We start from the raw sequence: 16,078 nt of genomic DNA, 5'->3' as shown, positions 1-16,078 counted from the left end.
GTGCCCTAGCTGTTGTGGGCTAGCGCAGCACAATCCGGCTGGCTTGTACGCGCACATTGTTGCGTCGCATTTCCAGCACTTGCTGCAAGATCTCAGTGGCCGCGACCTGGTCGACCACCTTGCGGTGATCTTCCATCTTCTTGCCCGAGGCGTGCAACGAGCGATGCGCGTTCACGGTGCTCAGGCGTTCGTCGACCATGAAAACCTCAAGCTCGATATTAGCGCTTGCAGCTTCCTGGGCCAAGGCAATCGCGTAGTCACGTGCCATTTTAGTGGATTCGGTCGCGTTGCCAGCCAGTGATTTCGGCTCCCCGATGAATACCTCGGTGACGCCGCGATCGGCAATGATGCGCAGAAGCATCCGCAGATCCGAGTTCTTCTTCGCATCCCGGCGCAGGGTCATCACCGGAGTGGCGAGGATTCCGGAGGGATCAGATGCGGCGACGCCGACGCGGGCCAGGCCCACGTCGACGCCGAGAGCGGCATTAGCCATTGGCCAGTGCCGCCTGGATTGCAGCCAGTGCGTCATCGATCTTCGATGCGTCCTGGCCACCGCCCTGTGCCATATCGTCCTTGCCGCCGCCTCCGCCGCCGAGCACGCCGGTAGCGGTGCGCACCAGCGCGCCGGCCTTGAAGCCGTTGGCGCGGGCCTCGTCGTTGGTCACAGCCAGCACCAGCGGGCGGCCGTTGGCCACGCCGATCAGCACGATGACTGCGGCTTCGGAACCCAGCTTGGCGCGCAGGTCCAGTGCCATGGTGCGCAGGGCGTCAGCCGAGTCGATCTGCCCGGCGTTGTGGGCCAGCAGTCGGGTGCTGCCGATGGTGGCGACCTTCTGCAGCAGCGCTGCGGACTGGGCCAGCATGGCCTGGCTCTTGAGCTCGGCGATCTGCTTCTCGGCGGCCTTCAGCTTGGCAACGGTGTCGTTGACGCGCTCGGACACCTGGCTGGATGGAACGCGGAACAGGCCCGAGAGCTCGGAAACCAGGGCGCGCTCGGCGGCTCCGTGGCGGAAGGCTTCCATGCCGACCAGGGCCTCGACGCGGCGATTGCCCGAACCGACCGAAGCCTCCGAGAGCAAGGTCAGCTGGCCGATGCGCGCGGTGGTGTCCACGTGGGTACCGCCGCACAGCTCGCGCGACCAGTCGCCGTTCATCTCGACCACGCGCACGTCGTTGGAGTACTTCTCCCCGAACAGGCTCATGGCGCCCAGCTTCTTCGCCTCGGACAGCGCCATCTCATTGGTGACGACCTGGTAGTTCGAGGCGATGGCCAGGTTCACTACCTCCTCGACTTCGCTGCGTGCCGCGGCGGAGAGCGCCTCGGCCCAGGAGAAGTCGAAGCGCAGGTAGCCGGCCTTGTTGAAGGAACCGGCCTGGGTGGCCGTTGGGCCAAGCAGCTCGCGCAGCGCGGCGTGCACCAGGTGGGTGGCGGAGTGCGCCTGCTCGCCGGAGCGGCGGCGCACCGCGTCGACCTGGGTGCGAACCAGTGCTTCGGCTGGCAATTCGCCTTCGCGCACGATGACCTTGTGCACGTTCAGGCCCTTGACCGGGGCCTGCACGTCGGTGACTTCCAGCACGAAGCCGTCGCCGGTGATCAGGCCGCTGTCGCCTGCCTGGCCGCCGGACTCGGCATAGAACGGGGTTTCGTTGAGCACCAGGTCGATTTCCTGGCCCTGCTCGGCGAATGGCACAACCTGGCCATCGCGGATGATGCCGCGGATGGAGGATTCGCCTTCGAGGGTGTCATAGCCGGTGAAGTGCACGTTGCCGGCCTCGGCCAGCTGGGTGTACACCGAAAGGTCGGCGTGGCCGGCCTTCTTGGCCTTGGCGTCCTTCTGGGCGCGGGTGCGCTGCTCGTTCATCAGTTCGCGGAAACGCGACTCGTCCACGGACAGGCCTGCTTCGGCGGCGATCTCCAAGGTGAGGTCGATCGGGAAGCCGAAGGTGTCGTGCAGGGTGAAGGCGTCATCGCCGGAGAGGTTCTTGCCTTCCTCCTTGGCGTGGCCCAGTGCCTCGTCCAGGCGCGTGGTGCCCGAAGCGATGGTGCGGCGGAAAGCGCGCTCCTCGGCGTAGGCGATGCGGGCAATGCGCTCGAAATCGGCCTCCACCTCGGGGTAGACGCCCTTCATGGCGTCGCGCGATACCGGGAGCAGCTCGGGGAGCACCTCGGTGTCCACGCCCATCAGGCGCATTGCGCGCACGGCGCGGCGGATCAGCCGGCGCAGCACATAGCCGCGACCTTCATTGCCCGGGGTGACCTGGTCGGAGATCAGCATCAGCGAGGAGCGGATGTGGTCCGCGATCATGCGCAGGCGCACGTCGGTGTCGTGGTTCGGGTCGGCTGGATCCTCTGTGGAGGTGTAGGTGACGCCGGCAAGCTCGGCGGCCTTGTCGAGCACCGGACGGACCTGGTCGGTCTCGTACATGTTCTCGACGCCCTGCAGGATCATGGCTAGTCGTTCCAGGCCCAGGCCGGTATCGATGTTGCGCTTGGGCAGTTCGCCGGCCACATCGAAGTCGGTCTTGGAACGTACCGCGGAGAGTCGGTACTGCATGAACACGAGGTTCCAGATTTCCACGTAGCGGGTCTCGTCGACCGCTGGGCCGCCCTCGACACCGTAGGCGGGGCCGCGGTCGTAGTAGATCTCGGAGCATGGACCGCCGGGGCCGGGCTGGCCGGTATTCCAGTAGTTGTCTTCCTTGCCGGTGCCTACAACGCGCTCGGTAGGCATGCCGATCTCTTCTTCCCAGATGCGGCGGGCTTCAAGGTCCTTCTCGTCTCCGTCTTCGTAGACGGTGACCCACAGGCGTTCCTTGTCCAGGCCGTAGCCGCCGTCTTCGACGGAGCTGGTCAGCAGCTCCCAGGCGAAGTGGATGGCTTCGTTCTTGAAGTAGTCGCCGAAGGAGAAGTTGCCGCACATCTGGAAGAAGGTGCCGTGACGCGCGGTCTTGCCCACTTCTTCGATATCGCCGGTGCGGATGCACTTCTGCACGGAGGTCGCACGGGAGTACGGGGGCTCTTCGCGCGCGGTGAGGTAAGGGATGAACGGGACCATGCCGGCCACCGTGAACAACAGCGAAGGGTCGGCCGAGACCAGCGAGGCACTAGGTACCGCCGTATGGCCCTTCGAGACGAAAAAGTCGACCCAACGACGGGCAATTTCCTGCGTTTTCATCGTGTTACGGATGATCCCTTCACTTAGCGGCGTCCACGCCCAAGGCGGAACGTAATTCTTCTTCGCGGGAGCTCATTCCTTGGCGGAAGGCTTCCCAATATTCCGAGGCGCGGTCGGTGTACTTGCCGACCTGGCGGTTTAGCGCCGCCCCGGATGAAACTTCAGCGTATTTCTTGGACGCGAGCACGCCAACGCCCACTCCAATCGAAACCCACAAGAGCTTTTTCATTCTAGTCTCCTTGGCGGCCACCAGTTGGCCGTATCCTATTCAGCGCGCCGATACGTGTTCGATCAAACAGCGTTGCTTGCTTAGCGGCTGCGGCGAGCCTTGCCGCTTGGCTTGGTGTTCATCGCGACCTTCACGCCTTCGGTGAACGCGGCAACCTTGATCAGCGGTTTGCCAACGGTGGCTGCTACCAGCGAGGACAGCGCGGACACATTGGCGGTGGTGTCAGAAACGTTGCTGGTGATGGCATCGACCTTCTTGAGCTGGTCGTTGGTGGTCGCCACGGTGTTGGCGACTTCGCCGATCAGCGGAGTGGTTCCGTCGGCCAGGTCCTTGATCGATTTGCGCAGCTCGTCGAACACCTTGCCCAACTTCATGATCGGCACTGCCAGCAGCACAACTAGTACAACAAACGCGCCGGCGGCGATGAGCCCTGCAATATCCGAACCCGACATGTGCTTCCTCTTCTGCTTTGGGTTTTTGGTGCCAGTCCACCTTATCGAAGTCAGAGCCCAAATAGGTAGTTAAGCGACAAGCCCGCAACCGTTTCCGGTTGCGGGCTTGGAACTAGCGCACGGATTTAGCGTGCGTAGTACTCGACCACGAGGTTCTCTTCGCAGGTCACTGGGATTTCGGTGCGCTCTGGGGTGCGCACGAAGGTAGCCTGGAGGGCTTCCAGCTTTACGTCCAGGTAAGCAGGAGCGGCTGGCAGCACCTTCGAGTGCTCACCTGCTGCAGCCATCTGGAATGGAACCATCTTCTCGCTCTTCTCGTGTACGTGGATCAGCTGACCCGGCTGTACCTTGAAGGACGGACGGTCTACACGCTGGCCGTTGACCAGGATGTGGCGGTGAACAACCATCTGGCGGGCCTGCTGGATGGTGCGGGCGAAGCCTGCACGCAGAACCAGGGCATCCAGACGGGACTCGAGCAGAGCCAGCAGGTTACCGCCGGTTTCGCCGCCGAGGCGCTTAGCTTCCTTGAAGGCGCTCAGCATCTGAGCTTCGCGGATGCCGTACTGGGCACGCAAACGCTGCTTTTCGCGCAGACGTACTGCGTAGTCGCTGTCCTGCTTCTTACGGGCGCGGCCGTGCTGGCCTGGACCGTATGGACGGCGCTCCATGTACTTTTCAGCTTTTGGAGTCAATGCAAGGCCGAGCGCACGCGAAAGGCGTACGGTGCGGCGGGCACGGGCGTTAGCCATAATGTGTCCCTTTCGATTAGCGACGGTATCTACTGGCCTCCAGGTGGGAGAGTGTGTGGGCGTCGCGTCCCTGCTTCACTTCAACCCTGCCTCCACGCTCGATGACTCGAATGCGGGACAAGGCTTGCCAGCCAAAGATCAAGTTTACACGAAACGGCAGCAGCTTTCGCTGAGGCTTAGCGCACAATCAGCGCTTGCCCTTGGAGCGCTGCGGATCCTTGCCCCGGATGATTTCACGCAAACGGGACAGGCGGGACCCTATGGTTTTTTCCGCACCGTTATTGGTCGGCGTGTAGTAGTCGGTGCCCACCAGATCATCGGGCAGGTACTGCTGGGTTGCGATGGAGTGCGGAGCATCATGGGCGTAGATGTAGCCCACGCCATGGCCCAGCTGCTTGGCGCCGGGATAGTGCGCGTCACGCAGGTGGTCGGGAACCAGCGAACCCTTGCCTTCGGATACGTCGGCCAGGGCGGCGTTGATCGCATTGTATGAAGCGTTGGACTTCGGGGCCGTAGCCAGATGAACCGTTGCCTGCCCGAGCATGATCCGTGCTTCCGGCATGCCGGTGAGCTGCACCGATTGAGCGGCTGCTACGGCAACGGGAAGTGCGGTGGGATCGGCCATGCCGATATCCTCCGAGGCCGAGATCATCAGGCGGCGGGCAATGAAGCGGGGGTCCTCCCCCGCAGAGAGCATGCGCGCCAGGTAATGCAGGGCCGCGTCCACATCAGAGCCACGAATGGACTTGATGAACGCGGAGATGATGTCGTAGTGCTGGTCGCCATCCTTGTCGTAGCGCTGGACCGCCTGGTCCATGGCCAGCTGCACATGGTCGTCCGTAATCAGCACCGGCGGATCGATGCCGGCGCCCGCGGCGTTCCAAGCCACCGCGCCGGCTGCTTCCAGCACGGTCAGCGAGCGTCGGGCATCGCCCTGGGCCAGGCGGACAATGGCGTCGCGCTGCTCCTCCTTGAGGAGCACCTGGCCGTCGAAACCCCGCTCGTCGGCCACAGCGCGCTCGAGCAAGGTGGACAGGTCGCCGTCGGTCAGCGGACGCAAGGTCAGCAGCAAAGAGCGCGAAAGCAGCGGCGAGATCACCGAGAAGGAGGGATTCTCCGTCGTCGCAGCTACCAGGACGACGACACGGTTTTCCACGCCGGGCAGCAGTGCGTCCTGCTGGGCCTTGTTGAAGCGGTGGATCTCGTCGAGGAAGAGCACGGTGGTAATCCCGCGCAGATCGCGGTCATCCTTGGCCTGTTCGATGACTCGCCGGACATCTTTGACACCGGCGGTGATGGCCGAAAGTTCCACGAATTTACGGTCGGTGGCGCGGGCGATCACGTGCGCGATGGTGGTTTTGCCAATTCCCGGAGGGCCATAGAGGATCACACTGGCAGGTCCAGCCAACCCGGTTTCAGGGTTTTCGGCCAGCTGTCGCAAGGGTGACCCCGGGCCTAGCAGGTGTTGTTGGCCGACGAGCTCATCCAAGGTCTTCGGGCGCATGCGCACCGCCAGTGGCGGACGGGGCCGGTTGACTTGGGGCTCACGCGCATCGCGTGGCTCATCGGACAGGGAATCGAACAAATCGCTCACCCCCTAAGCCTACCGATATTCTGGAAGCCCCACCGTCTTTTGAAAGGTCCGCCATATGCGCGCTGTCGTCCAGGTCGCTGCCACCGCCCATGTTGAGGTTGAAGGGCAGATTACCGGCCAGCTCGACTCCCCCGGTTTGGTGATCCTACTTGGGGTGACCCATGAGGATGATCAGGCGACCGCACGCAAGGTGGCCGAAAAGATCTGGCAGCTGCGGATCATGGAGGATGAAACCTCCGCCGCCGGGGTGAATGCACCACTGCTAGTGATCAGCCAGTTCACCCTGTACGGTTCGGTGCGCAAGGGCCGTCGCCCATCCTGGTCCAATGCGGCGCCCGGTCCTATCAGCGAACCGTTGTACGACTACTTCGTGGAGCACCTGCGCGAATTGGGTGCGAGCGTTCAGACCGGTGTATTTGGCGCGATGATGAATGTCTCGCTAACGAATACCGGACCGTTCACGATGATCGTAGACTCGGCAGACCTACCCTAGCGGCCGGTGCTCTGTACCAGTTGGGTCAGTTGGTCGAAGCTGGCTCGTTGCTCGGCTAGTTCCACCCGTCCGGTGGCGGAGAGTTCGTAGACCTTTCGCCCCGGGCCACCTTGGCCTTCTTCCCAGCGGGTTTCAACAAAACCCGAGGCCTCGAGTTTGGCCAATGCGGGGTAGAGCGTGGCTCCCTTGATCGGCCCGAAACCGCGTTCCTGCAGGGATTTCGCCAGTGCATAACCGTGGGCCTGGCCAGCCGAGAGTTCGGCGAGTAAGAGCATCGGCAACATGGCGCGTTGCCAGCTACCCGGAAAGCCTTCGGGCTTAGTCATCGTCGCGCTCCTGCAGTGCCCGGGCATTGGCTGCTCGTTCCTTGAGCTTCTCTTGGACGTAGGCCTTGCGGTCAGCCGGACGCAGCTCGTAAACGCTCACCGCGGCAAACACCAGCACTGCGACCCCAAAGAAAATATCCCCGCCATTTCGCGCTGGATCCATCAGGCCAGCGACCGCGCCGACCGCGAATAAAGCGACTACGGTCAAGGTGGCCATGCGGCGTAGAAGCCAACGACGCTTGAGCGCCTTTTCGGTGTTCACTGCCAGCCCAATCACGAATTCATTGGGCGTTCCGAATTCAAGGTTTGGGTCAGCTTTTTCGCCTCGGGTCGCCGCATCATCGAGATGTTCTCGCGCAGTACTCAGCGACTCATTGGCTTCCTTGTGACTCATGCCGTAGCGTCCGCGCAGCAGTCTGGTGGTTTCCGCGAACCACTCGTCGGTGCCGAGAAGGATTTGTTGCCCGCCAGCGGCTTTCTGCGCTTTATAGGCAGGCATCAGATAGAAGCAAGCAACCACCAGCCCTGCGCCAAGAATTGGAGCTAACCAATTTGGCAGGGGCAGCAGATTATTGCTTCCTCCTATCTGCACGATTAGAGCGGCAGCTCCAACCGACACGAGGATACCTACCGGTCCCAGTATCCAGGACAGGCCGAATTTCCCCTTCAATCGGTTAAACCACCACAGGTATCCCGATAGTGCGATCCCTGCCCCGGCAGTTAGAGCAGAAAGCTGCCAGTAGTGCCACGAACTCGAGGTCCACCCATCGCGGAACCCGATCCAGATTCCAAATCCAGTGCACAGCAGGCCAACAAGCATCCCAACAACCGCCAATAGCGCAGTACTTGATTCGACGGGAAGTTCCGCGTCCGCGCGCTGCTCTGGCGTCAATAGACATTGAGCCCGCGTCGCACCATATTCGCCCGAATGGCCAAAGAGTTCCTCGGCCCGCTGCCCGCTATCGCGAACCATGCTCAGGGTGCGGTCCAGTTCGAGCACCACCTGCGCATTGGTGAGGTCGTTCCACACCATTGAAGCGAAAAAGGTTTTAGCCCATTCCTGGTCCGCTTCTGGGTAACGTTCGATGATATCGTGTGGTTCTTCTGCTGGCACGTATCGCTCCAAAGTGGTCGTGAGAACTGGTTCTGCAAACTAAGTCAAAAACAAACCTAGTATTAAAAATACTCATAGTCCACCAAAAGAGCTAATTCCAGGTTAAAAAGAAGCCGGATGGAACGCATTCAAGCGTTCCATCCGGCGTTACGAAGCTGCGTGAACCTACTTGGCTTCGGCCTTGGCTTCGGTCTCTTCGGCCTTCTTCTTCTCAGGCTTGAAGTCGATGCCGGCTTCCTTGCGCTGCTGCGGGGTGATTGGCGCAGGAGCCGCGGTCAGCGGATCGAAACCGCCACCGGTCTTCGGGAAGGCGATCACGTCGCGGATGGACTCCGAGTTGGTCAGCAGCTGCAGCACGCGGTCCCAACCCAGGGCGATGCCGCCATGCGGTGGGGCGCCGTACTTGAAGCCCTCGAGCAGGAAGCCGAACTGGGTGTCAGCCTGCTCCTGGGTTACGCCCATGAGCTTGAAGACGCGTTCCTGGACGTCGCGCTGGTGGATACGGATCGAACCGCCGCCGATTTCGTTGCCGTTGCAGACAATGTCATAGGCGTAGGACAGGGCCGATGCAGGATCAGTGTCGAAGGTGTCCATGAACTCCGGCTTGGGGCTGGTGAACGCGTGGTGCACAGCGGTCCAAGCGCCAGCGCCCACGGCCACGTCACCCGAGGCGACAGCGTCGGAGGCAGCTTCGAACATCGGTGCGTCGACGATCCAGACGAAGGCCCAGTCGCCTTCCTTGATCAGGCCGGTGCGGTGGCCGATCTCGACACGGACCGAACCGAGCAGTGCACGGGATTCGTTCTTCTTGCCGGCGGAGAAGAAGATGCAGTCTCCGGCGGCTGCGCCGGTAGCTGCGGCCAGTCCGGCCTTCTCTTCCTCGGACAGGTTCTTGGCCACTGGGCCAGCCAGCTCGCCATCTTCCTTGATCAGCACGTAGGCAAGTCCCTTGGCACCGCGCTGCTTGGCGAATTCCTGCCAGGCATCCAGGGTGCGGCGCGGTTGCGATGCGCCGCCAGGCATGACCACGGCGCCGACGTACTCGGACTGGAAGACCTTGAAGGAGGTGTTCGCGAAGTACTCGGTCATTTCGGTCAGTTCCAGGCCGAAGCGCAGATCCGGCTTGTCCGAACCGTACTTGGCCATGGCCTCCGAGTACGCCATGCGGCGGATCGGGGTCGGGACCTGCACGTCGATCAGGTTCCACAGTTCGGTGACCAACTTTTCGCCGAGCTCGATGATGTCATCTTCCTCGACGAACGATGCTTCGATGTCCAGCTGGGTGAACTCCGGCTGGCGGTCCGCGCGGAAGTCCTCATCGCGGTAGCAGCGGGCGATCTGGTAGTACTTCTCGAAGCCGCCGACCTGCAGCAGCTGCTTGAACAGCTGCGGGGACTGGGGCAAGGCGTACCAGCTGCCCGGGGTCAGGCGGGCCGGCACGACGAAGTCGCGGGCGCCTTCCGGGGTGGAGCGGGTCAGCGTCGGGGTTTCGATCTCGATGTAGCCCTGGTCGTGCAGCAGGTTGCGTGCCACGCGGTTGGCCTCGGAGCGCAGGCGGATGTTGCGGGCCGGGGTCGGGCGGCGCAGGTCCAGGTAGCGGTGGCGCAGGCGCGCTTCCTCGCCGACCTCGACGTGCTCGTCGACCTGGAATGGCAGCGGGGCCGCGGTGTTCAGCACGGTCACGGTCTCAGCGATGACCTCGATCTGCCCGGTAGGCAGGTTCGGGTTCTCGTTGCCCTCCGGGCGGCGCTCGACGGTGCCGAGAATCTGCAGCACGAACTCATTGCGCAGCGGATGGAAGTCCTCTTCATCGCGCACGACGACCTGGGCCACGCCCGAAGCATCACGCAAATCCAGGAAGGCGACACCACCGTGGTCGCGGCGACGCGCGACCCAACCGGTGAGTGTGACCTGCTGTCCAATGTGCTCGGCGTTCAAGACGCCCAGCTGATGAGTGCGTAGCACTACGATCCTTTCGGTCGGTTGGGAAAGTTTCTTCCCATGAAGTTTAGTGCACCGTGATTGGTGCGCGGGCGGGCGATCATGCCCGAGAACTAGCTGATGGCGATCTTCAGGTCCGCTTCGGCCGGCATCCAGGTGGACGGATCCGCGGCGACCTGCTCGCCGGAACGGATGTCCTTGACCTCGTGGGCGCCATCGGCATGGGTGAACCAGACGAACGGAATCCCGCGTCGATCAGCGAATTTGATCTGCTTGCCGAACTTCTCCGCGCTGGCTGCTACCTCGCAGGCGATGCCGCGCTCGCGCAGCTGCGAGGCTACATCCTGCGCTTCGTGCCAGGACTCGTCGTTGGCCAAGGTGACATATACCACCGAAGGCACCGAACGGCTTGCGGACACGGACTCTTCTGCAAGGATGCGCGAGACCAGGCGGGTGACGCCGATGGACAAGCCCACACCCGGGTAGTTCTTCTTGCCCTTGGAAGCCAGCGATTCGTAGCGCCCGCCCGAGCAGATCGAACCCAGGGATTCGTGGCCCACCAGCACGGTTTCGTACACGGTGCCGGTGTAGTAGTCCAGCCCGCGGGCGATGGACAAATCGGCCATGACCTTGCCCGGTGCGCGCTTGGATGCGGCATCGATGACCTGCGAGAGCTCATCCAAGCCGGTATCCAGCAGTTCGTGGCTGACGCCCAGTGCGCGGACCTGCTCCACGAAGGACGTGTCCATGGTGCGGATCTTGGCCAGGGCCAGGGCGGCGGCGGCCTGCTGCGCGGTGGCGCCGACTTCTTCGACCAGGATCTTGGCGACGGCATCATCGCCGATCTTTTCCAGCTTGTCGATGGCGCGCAGGACTGCATCCGGATCTTCCAGGCCCAGGCCGCGGTAGAAGCCCTCGGCCAGCTTGCGGTTATTCACCCGCAGGCGGAAATCACCGATCGGCAGGGCGGAGAGCGCGTCGGCAATGGTCAGCGCCAGCTCCACGTCGTAGCTGAAGGGCAAGGTGCCATCGCCCACGACATCGATGTCGGCCTGGGTGAATTCGCGGAAGCGGCCATCCTGCGGGCGTTCGCCACGCCAGACCTTCTGCATCTGGTAGCGGCGGAAGGGGAAGGCCAGGTGGCCTGCGTTCTCCACCACGTAGCGTGCGAAAGGCACGGTGAGGTCGAAGTGCAGGGCCAACGCGTTGGGATCGTTCTTCTCATCCTCCGCGGCCAGCCGTGACAGTCCGTAGACTTCCTTGTCGATTTCGCCCTTGCGCAGAAGTTGCGCTCGGGTTTCCACCGCACGGGTCTCGATGTTGGCGAATCCATGCAGTTCGAAGACGTGGCGCAAGGTATCGAGCACATGCTGTTCAACTGCCCGTTCGGCGGGAAGCCATTCCGGGAAACCTGATAGTGAGGCCTTGCGTGCCATGAAACTCCTTAGTGCAAATTGGGCTACCTACCCATCTTATAGCCCGAAACCCGAGAAACCTGTGCACGTCGGCTTACTAAGAAGCGGAGGTCACAGGTAGAGTTGGCTAAAGCAAGTGCTCGTAAAGTGAAAGAGTTTCAGCGGTGACCACCAGTCAGCAATCCGACGACAGCCAGAAGACCCCATTGCCACAGGCCCAGAAGCCTGCCGCAAAGCCGGTTGTAGCGCCAAGCGTCGCACATACCACTCCCCTCGACGAAGCGGCAAAGTTCGCCCGTGTGACCGAGGACGGCCACGTCTTCGTGATCATTGACGGCGCCGAATTCCCAGTGGGCCAATACCCCGACGCAACCCAGGACGAAGCCCTGGGCTACTTCGTGCGCAAATACGACGACGCGCTCTCGCAGCTGATGCTCCTGGAGCAGCGCGTCGTTGCCAAGGCCCCGGCCGGCGAGCTCAGCAAGGCTGTGCAGGCGCTCTCGGCCACCGTTGCCGAACGCCATATGGTCGGCGACATCCCGGCGCTGGAAACGCGCCTCGAGAATGCCCGCGTAGCCGTCGAGGCATTGACCAGCGAACAGCGCAAGGCCAACGACGAAGCTCGCGCGGAACAGCTCGCTGCCCGCGAAGCCATCGTCGAACAGGCTGAAGAGCTGGCCGGCAAGCGCCCGGAGCAGATCCAGTGGAAGACCGCTTCGGCGGCGATGAACGAGCTGTTCGACGCCTGGAAGGGTTCGCAGCGTTCCTCGGTGCGCCTGCCACGGTCCACCGAAGATGCGCTGTGGAAGCGATTCCGCTCCGCCCGCACCACCTTCGACCGCCATCGCCGGGCCTACTTCTCGCAGCTGGATTCGACCAACGCGGCCGCCAAGGAAGTGAAGGAAGAGCTGATCGCTCGCGCCGAGGTGCTGCAGGGGTCCACCGACTGGACCGCTACCGCCGCCGAATACCGCAAGCTCATGGACGAGTGGAAGAAGTCGCGCCGTGCCTCGCGCAAGGACGACGACCAGCTCTGGAGCCGCTTCCGTGCCGCCCAGGATGTCTTCTTCCAGGCCCGCGCCGCGGCCAACGCCAAGATCGATGAAGAGTACTCCCAGAACCTCGTGGTGAAGGAAGCCCTGCTGGAAGAAGCGCGCGCGCTGCTTCCCATCAAGGATCTGGCTGTTGCCAAGAACAAGCTGGATTCGATCCGCACCCGTTGGGAAGCTGCCGGCAAGGTGCCGCGCAACGACCTGCAGCGCATTGAATCGGCCCTGCGCCAGGTCGAGGACGCGGTCAAGGGTGCCGAGGACGAACAGTGGCGCCGTTCCAACCCGGAGACCAAGGCCCGCTCCAACTCGATGCTCTCGCAGCTGCAGGACACCATCTCCGCCTTGGAAGATGATCTGGCAGCAGCACAGGCCAAGGGCAACGCCAAGCAGATCGCGACAGCCCAGGAAGCCCTGGATGCACGCCGCATGTGGCTGAGCACCTTGGAGAAGTCGGCTGCCGACTTCCAGTAAGTAATCCACAGATCGCTTGCACACCGCCAACGCGGCGGCGCGAACTGGTTCAGTAGCTCTATGGAAACGAGAAATTCCCCAGCTACCGGACCTCGCGCCGCCGCGTTGCGCATTCCCGGGGACCTGTGGATCGCTGGTGAGATGTTCACCCGCAACGAGCTGCACGCCATGGCCCACAACGGCCTGCTGATCGAGGTCCTCGGTGATTATTTTTTGCCCAGCAGCATCCGAGTCAACGCGTCGGTGCGGGCACGGATTGCAGGTTTCGCCTGTGGCCGCGAGCTGGCCCGCGATGCGGTGCTAGCTCGCCAAACTGCAGCCTGGATCCATGGGCTCTTGCCGTCAGTGTCCACATTGTGCATCTACACCAAGAGCTACCATCGGCCGTTCTACCCCGGGCACGGGCTGAGGGCGGAATTCGCCCAAATGCAGGTGCCGGATACGGACATGGTGTTCCGCAGCCGCATCAGGGTGACCACCGCATTGCGCAGCGCCTGCGACTGCGCGAAATACGATCCATTGCCCATTGCCAGCCGCGTACTGGGCACAGTCGCGGCGCTGGCAGATCCCTACCTGACTTTGGACGCCATCAAACAAGCCCTGGCATCTGAGGTTCCCTCACCCGAGCGCTCCCGGGCCCTGCGCCTGGTCCAGTCCTTCTCCGATACGGCGCACGCGGCCTAGGCTGCCGCCGCGGGGTGCACCGCGCTATTAGCGGCGGGACCCTGCGGTGGTGCGGTAGACATCGTAGACGCCATCGATGCGGCGTACTTGGTTCAGCACGTGGCTCAGGAACTTGGGATCGCCCATTTCGAAGGAGAAACGGGAGATTGCCACACGGTCCTTGCTTGTCTGCACACTGGCCGAAAGGATGTTCAAGTGGCTTTCGGAGAGTATCCGGGTGACGTCGGAGAGCAGCGACTTGCGGTCCAATGCTTCGACCTGGATCTCCACCAGGAACACGCCATGGTGCTTGGTGGCCCACGTGACATTGACCAGTCGATCCGGCTGCTCGGCGAGCTGCGTCAGATTCAGGCAGTCGGTGCGGTGCACCGAGACTCCGGCGCCACGGGTTACGAAACCCTGGATTTCATCTGGCGGCACCGGGGTGCAGCAACGCGCCAGCTTCACCAGCACATCCCCCAGGCCCTCGACGATCACGCCGGCGTCGTTGCCCGTAGCCGGGCTGGGAGCCATTGGGCGGACTACCGCTTCCTCATCGACCTGTTCGGCTTCTGGAGGGCCAATCAGGGCCGTTAAATGCTCAATGACGTTCTGTGCACTGGTATGGCCGTCGCCCACGGACTGGTACAGGGCCGAAATGTCCGTGTGGTGCAGTTCGTTGGCTACCGCCGTGAGCAGGTCGTGAGTCATCAATTTCTGCAATGGCAGCTGGTTGCGACGCAGTTCCTTGGTCAGCAGCTCCTTGCCCTTTTCGATGGCCTCCTCGCGGCGTTCCTTGGAGAAGTAACCGCGGATCTTTGCCTTGGCACGAGGCGAGCGGACAAAGTTCTGCCAATCCTGGGATGGGCCAGCGCCTTCGGCCTTCGAGGTGAAGACCTCCACCACATCGCCCTGCTTGAGCTCGGTATGCAGTGGGACGAGCTTGCCATTGACGCGGGAGCCGATGGTGCGGTGGCCGACGTCGGTGTGGATCGAGTAGGCGAAATCCACCGGTGTGGCACCAACCGGCAAGGACATGATGTCGCCCTTGGGGGTGAACACATAGACTTCAGCGGAGCTGATCGTGTAGCGAAGGCCGTCCAGGAACTCCTCGGAGTCGGCGGTATCCGCCTGCCACTCCATCAAGGAACGCAGCCAATCCATATTCTGTTCCGGCGAAAGCATGGAGTTATCGGTCTGCCCATGCTTGTACTGGAAGTGCGCTGCTACACCGTATTCGGCGCGTACGTGCATATCGTGGGTGCGGATCTGGATCTCCACCGGCTTGCCTTCAGGACCCATCACCGTGGTGTGCAGCGACTGGTAGAGGTTCAGCTTCGGGATCGCAATGTAGTCCTTGAAGCGGTTAGGCAGTGGATTCCACTCCGCATGCACGACGCCCAGGGCGCCGTAGCAGTCCTTGACGGTATCCACCAGGATGCGCACGCCCATGAGGTCATGGATATCGTCGAAGTCCTTGCCGCGCACGATCATCTTCTGGTAGATCGAGTAGTAGTGCTTGGGCCGGCCGGACACCGAGGCATGGATGGCGACATCGCCGAGATCGCCCGAAAGGGTCTGGCGGATCGAGGAGAGGTACTTTTCACGTTCCGGAGTGCGATCGCCCACCATGCGGACGATCTCCTGGTAGACCTTCGGGTGCAAGGCAGCGAAGGACAGGTCCTCCAGCTCCCACTTGACGGTGTTCATGCCCAGACGGTGTGCCAGCGGTGCGAAGATCTCCAGGGTTTCCTTCGCCTTGCGCGAGGAAGATTCCGGGGATACGTAGCGCCAGGTTCGGGCATTGTGCAGGCGGTCGGCCAGCTTGATCAGCAGCACGCGGATGTCGCGGGACATGGCCACGACCATTTTGCGCACGGTCTCTGCCGGGGCCGCATCGCCATAGGTGACCTTGTCCAGCTTGGTCACGCCATCGACCAGCATGGCGATTTCCTCGGAGAATTCCTTCTTAACCGACTCCAGGGAGTAATCGGTGTCTTCAACGGTGTCGTGCAGCAAGGCGGCGGCAAGAATCGAGCCGGTCATCCCCATCTCCGCCAGGATCGTGGCGACGGCGACCGGGTGCGTTATGTACGGGTCGCCGCTCTTGCGCTTCTGGCCTTCATGGTACTTTTCGGCGACCTCGTAGGCGTGGACCAGCAGGTCCAAATCCGCCTTCGGATGCTTGGACTTGACCGTGCGCAATAGCGGTTCAAGGGTCGGCGATGTGCTCGGGGTGCTCCCCCGGCCAGCAAAGCGCACCAAACGAGAGATAGAGCGTCGTTTCGAATTGTTCAGGTTAGGCGTATTCGCCATGCCCCGCTCCTTCCCGTTGCCGTTGGATTCTTTACCGAGCCTGCGTGAAGCCCGACGGAATCCAACGGTAGTTCCGGGCCACCAGAT

Annotated in this window: 14 protein-coding genes; 3 read left to right on the top strand and 11 right to left on the bottom strand. The window is 62.5% G+C overall.

The features are described from left to right. Positions 1 to 19: 19 nt before the first annotated feature. The 6 genes from ruvX to ACIOU9_RS04585 form a co-directional block, all read right to left on the bottom strand. Entirely contained in the window at positions 20 to 493 is a 474-nt protein-coding gene (gene ruvX / locus ACIOU9_RS04610) for a Holliday junction resolvase RuvX (protein WP_219844133.1), read from the bottom strand. Then, positions 486 to 3,176 carry an alanine--tRNA ligase gene (gene alaS / locus ACIOU9_RS04605; RefSeq protein WP_402696146.1) on the bottom strand — a complete coding sequence of 897 codons (2,691 nt, stop codon included), beginning with the start codon at positions 3,174 to 3,176 and terminating at the stop codon, positions 486 to 488. Before alaS ends, ruvX begins: the two co-directional genes overlap by 8 nt. Positions 3,177 to 3,195: 19 nt before the next feature. After that, positions 3,196 to 3,405: a hypothetical protein gene (locus ACIOU9_RS04600; RefSeq protein WP_105658293.1), complete on the bottom strand. Its 210-nt coding sequence runs from the start codon at positions 3,403 to 3,405 to the stop codon at positions 3,196 to 3,198. Between the two features lie 80 nt (positions 3,406 to 3,485). Then, positions 3,486 to 3,857, bottom strand: a complete 372-nt coding sequence (locus ACIOU9_RS04595) for a DUF948 domain-containing protein (protein WP_105658292.1) — start codon at positions 3,855 to 3,857, stop codon at positions 3,486 to 3,488. Between the two features lie 125 nt (positions 3,858 to 3,982). Continuing rightward, a complete protein-coding gene (gene rpsD / locus ACIOU9_RS04590) occupies positions 3,983 to 4,609 on the bottom strand; it encodes a 30S ribosomal protein S4 (protein WP_105658291.1) in 627 nt (208 codons plus the stop codon). A gap of 184 nt (positions 4,610 to 4,793) precedes the next feature. Then, positions 4,794 to 6,200 (bottom strand): replication-associated recombination protein A, encoded by a 1,407-nt coding sequence (locus ACIOU9_RS04585; protein WP_105661360.1) that lies wholly within the window; start codon positions 6,198 to 6,200, stop codon positions 4,794 to 4,796. Positions 6,201 to 6,255: 55 nt separating this feature from the next. Between ACIOU9_RS04585 and dtd the strand changes: the two genes are divergently transcribed. Then, complete coding sequence (dtd, locus tag ACIOU9_RS04580) at positions 6,256 to 6,693, top strand: D-aminoacyl-tRNA deacylase (protein ID WP_402696144.1); 438 nt, start codon at positions 6,256 to 6,258, stop codon at positions 6,691 to 6,693. Here the strand turns inward: dtd and ACIOU9_RS04575 are convergent. The 4 genes from ACIOU9_RS04575 to hisS all read right to left on the bottom strand — a co-directional run bounded on the left by ACIOU9_RS04575 (position 6,690) and on the right by hisS (position 11,510). After that, positions 6,690 to 7,019 (bottom strand): PadR family transcriptional regulator, encoded by a 330-nt coding sequence (locus ACIOU9_RS04575; protein WP_105661361.1) that lies wholly within the window; start codon positions 7,017 to 7,019, stop codon positions 6,690 to 6,692. The genes dtd and ACIOU9_RS04575 overlap by 4 nt on opposite strands. Then, positions 7,012 to 8,133, bottom strand: a complete 1,122-nt coding sequence (locus tag ACIOU9_RS04570) for a hypothetical protein (protein ID WP_402696143.1) — start codon at positions 8,131 to 8,133, stop codon at positions 7,012 to 7,014. Before ACIOU9_RS04570 ends, ACIOU9_RS04575 begins: the two co-directional genes overlap by 8 nt. A gap of 165 nt (positions 8,134 to 8,298) precedes the next feature. Continuing rightward, positions 8,299 to 10,098, bottom strand: coding sequence for an aspartate--tRNA ligase (gene aspS, locus ACIOU9_RS04565; protein WP_105661363.1), 1,800 nt, complete (start codon positions 10,096 to 10,098; stop codon positions 8,299 to 8,301). Between the two features lie 89 nt (positions 10,099 to 10,187). After that, on the bottom strand, positions 10,188 to 11,510 hold the full coding sequence (hisS, locus tag ACIOU9_RS04560) for a histidine--tRNA ligase (protein WP_105661364.1): 1,323 nt from the start codon (positions 11,508 to 11,510) through the stop codon (positions 10,188 to 10,190). A gap of 143 nt (positions 11,511 to 11,653) precedes the next feature. Between hisS and ACIOU9_RS04555 the strand changes: the two genes are divergently transcribed. Then, a complete protein-coding gene (locus tag ACIOU9_RS04555; protein WP_133833327.1) occupies positions 11,654 to 13,012 on the top strand; it encodes a DUF349 domain-containing protein in 1,359 nt (452 codons plus the stop codon). A gap of 60 nt (positions 13,013 to 13,072) precedes the next feature. After that, the gene (locus ACIOU9_RS04550) at positions 13,073 to 13,696 is read left to right on the top strand and encodes a hypothetical protein (protein ID WP_332486116.1); all 624 of its coding nucleotides are present in this window, start codon (positions 13,073 to 13,075) and stop codon (positions 13,694 to 13,696) included. Between the two features lie 27 nt (positions 13,697 to 13,723). On the opposite strand, the gene ACIOU9_RS04545 is transcribed toward ACIOU9_RS04550, so the two are convergent. After that, positions 13,724 to 15,991 carry a bifunctional (p)ppGpp synthetase/guanosine-3',5'-bis(diphosphate) 3'-pyrophosphohydrolase gene (locus ACIOU9_RS04545; protein WP_105658282.1) on the bottom strand — a complete coding sequence of 756 codons (2,268 nt, stop codon included), beginning with the start codon at positions 15,989 to 15,991 and terminating at the stop codon, positions 13,724 to 13,726. Between the last annotated feature and the right edge of the window lie 87 nt (positions 15,992 to 16,078).

Source organism: Glutamicibacter sp. NPDC087583 (assembly GCF_044743685.1).
In the GTDB taxonomy this organism is placed as follows: Bacteria; Actinomycetota; Actinomycetes; order Actinomycetales; family Micrococcaceae; genus Glutamicibacter.
The sequence above is the reverse complement of the archived record's forward strand: the minus strand, read 5'-3'. Positions and strand labels throughout refer to the sequence as shown.

Excerpts from the sequence above, each read along its gene's own strand:
- ruvX (WP_219844133.1), bottom strand. The coding sequence starts at position 493 with ATGGCTAATGCCGCTCTCGGCGTCGACGTGGGCCTGGCCCGCGTCGGC.
- alaS (WP_402696146.1), bottom strand. The coding sequence starts at position 3,176 with ATGAAAACGCAGGAAATTGCCCGTCGTTGGGTCGACTTTTTCGTCTCG.
- ACIOU9_RS04600 (WP_105658293.1), bottom strand. The coding sequence starts at position 3,405 with ATGAAAAAGCTCTTGTGGGTTTCGATTGGAGTGGGCGTTGGCGTGCTC.
- ACIOU9_RS04595 (WP_105658292.1), bottom strand. The coding sequence starts at position 3,857 with ATGTCGGGTTCGGATATTGCAGGGCTCATCGCCGCCGGCGCGTTTGTT.
- dtd (WP_402696144.1), top strand. The coding sequence starts at position 6,256 with ATGCGCGCTGTCGTCCAGGTCGCTGCCACCGCCCATGTTGAGGTTGAA.
- ACIOU9_RS04575 (WP_105661361.1), bottom strand. The coding sequence starts at position 7,019 with ATGACTAAGCCCGAAGGCTTTCCGGGTAGCTGGCAACGCGCCATGTTG.
- hisS (WP_105661364.1), bottom strand. The coding sequence starts at position 11,510 with ATGGCACGCAAGGCCTCACTATCAGGTTTCCCGGAATGGCTTCCCGCC.
- ACIOU9_RS04550 (WP_332486116.1), top strand. The coding sequence starts at position 13,073 with ATGGAAACGAGAAATTCCCCAGCTACCGGACCTCGCGCCGCCGCGTTG.
- ACIOU9_RS04545 (WP_105658282.1), bottom strand. The coding sequence starts at position 15,991 with ATGGCGAATACGCCTAACCTGAACAATTCGAAACGACGCTCTATCTCT.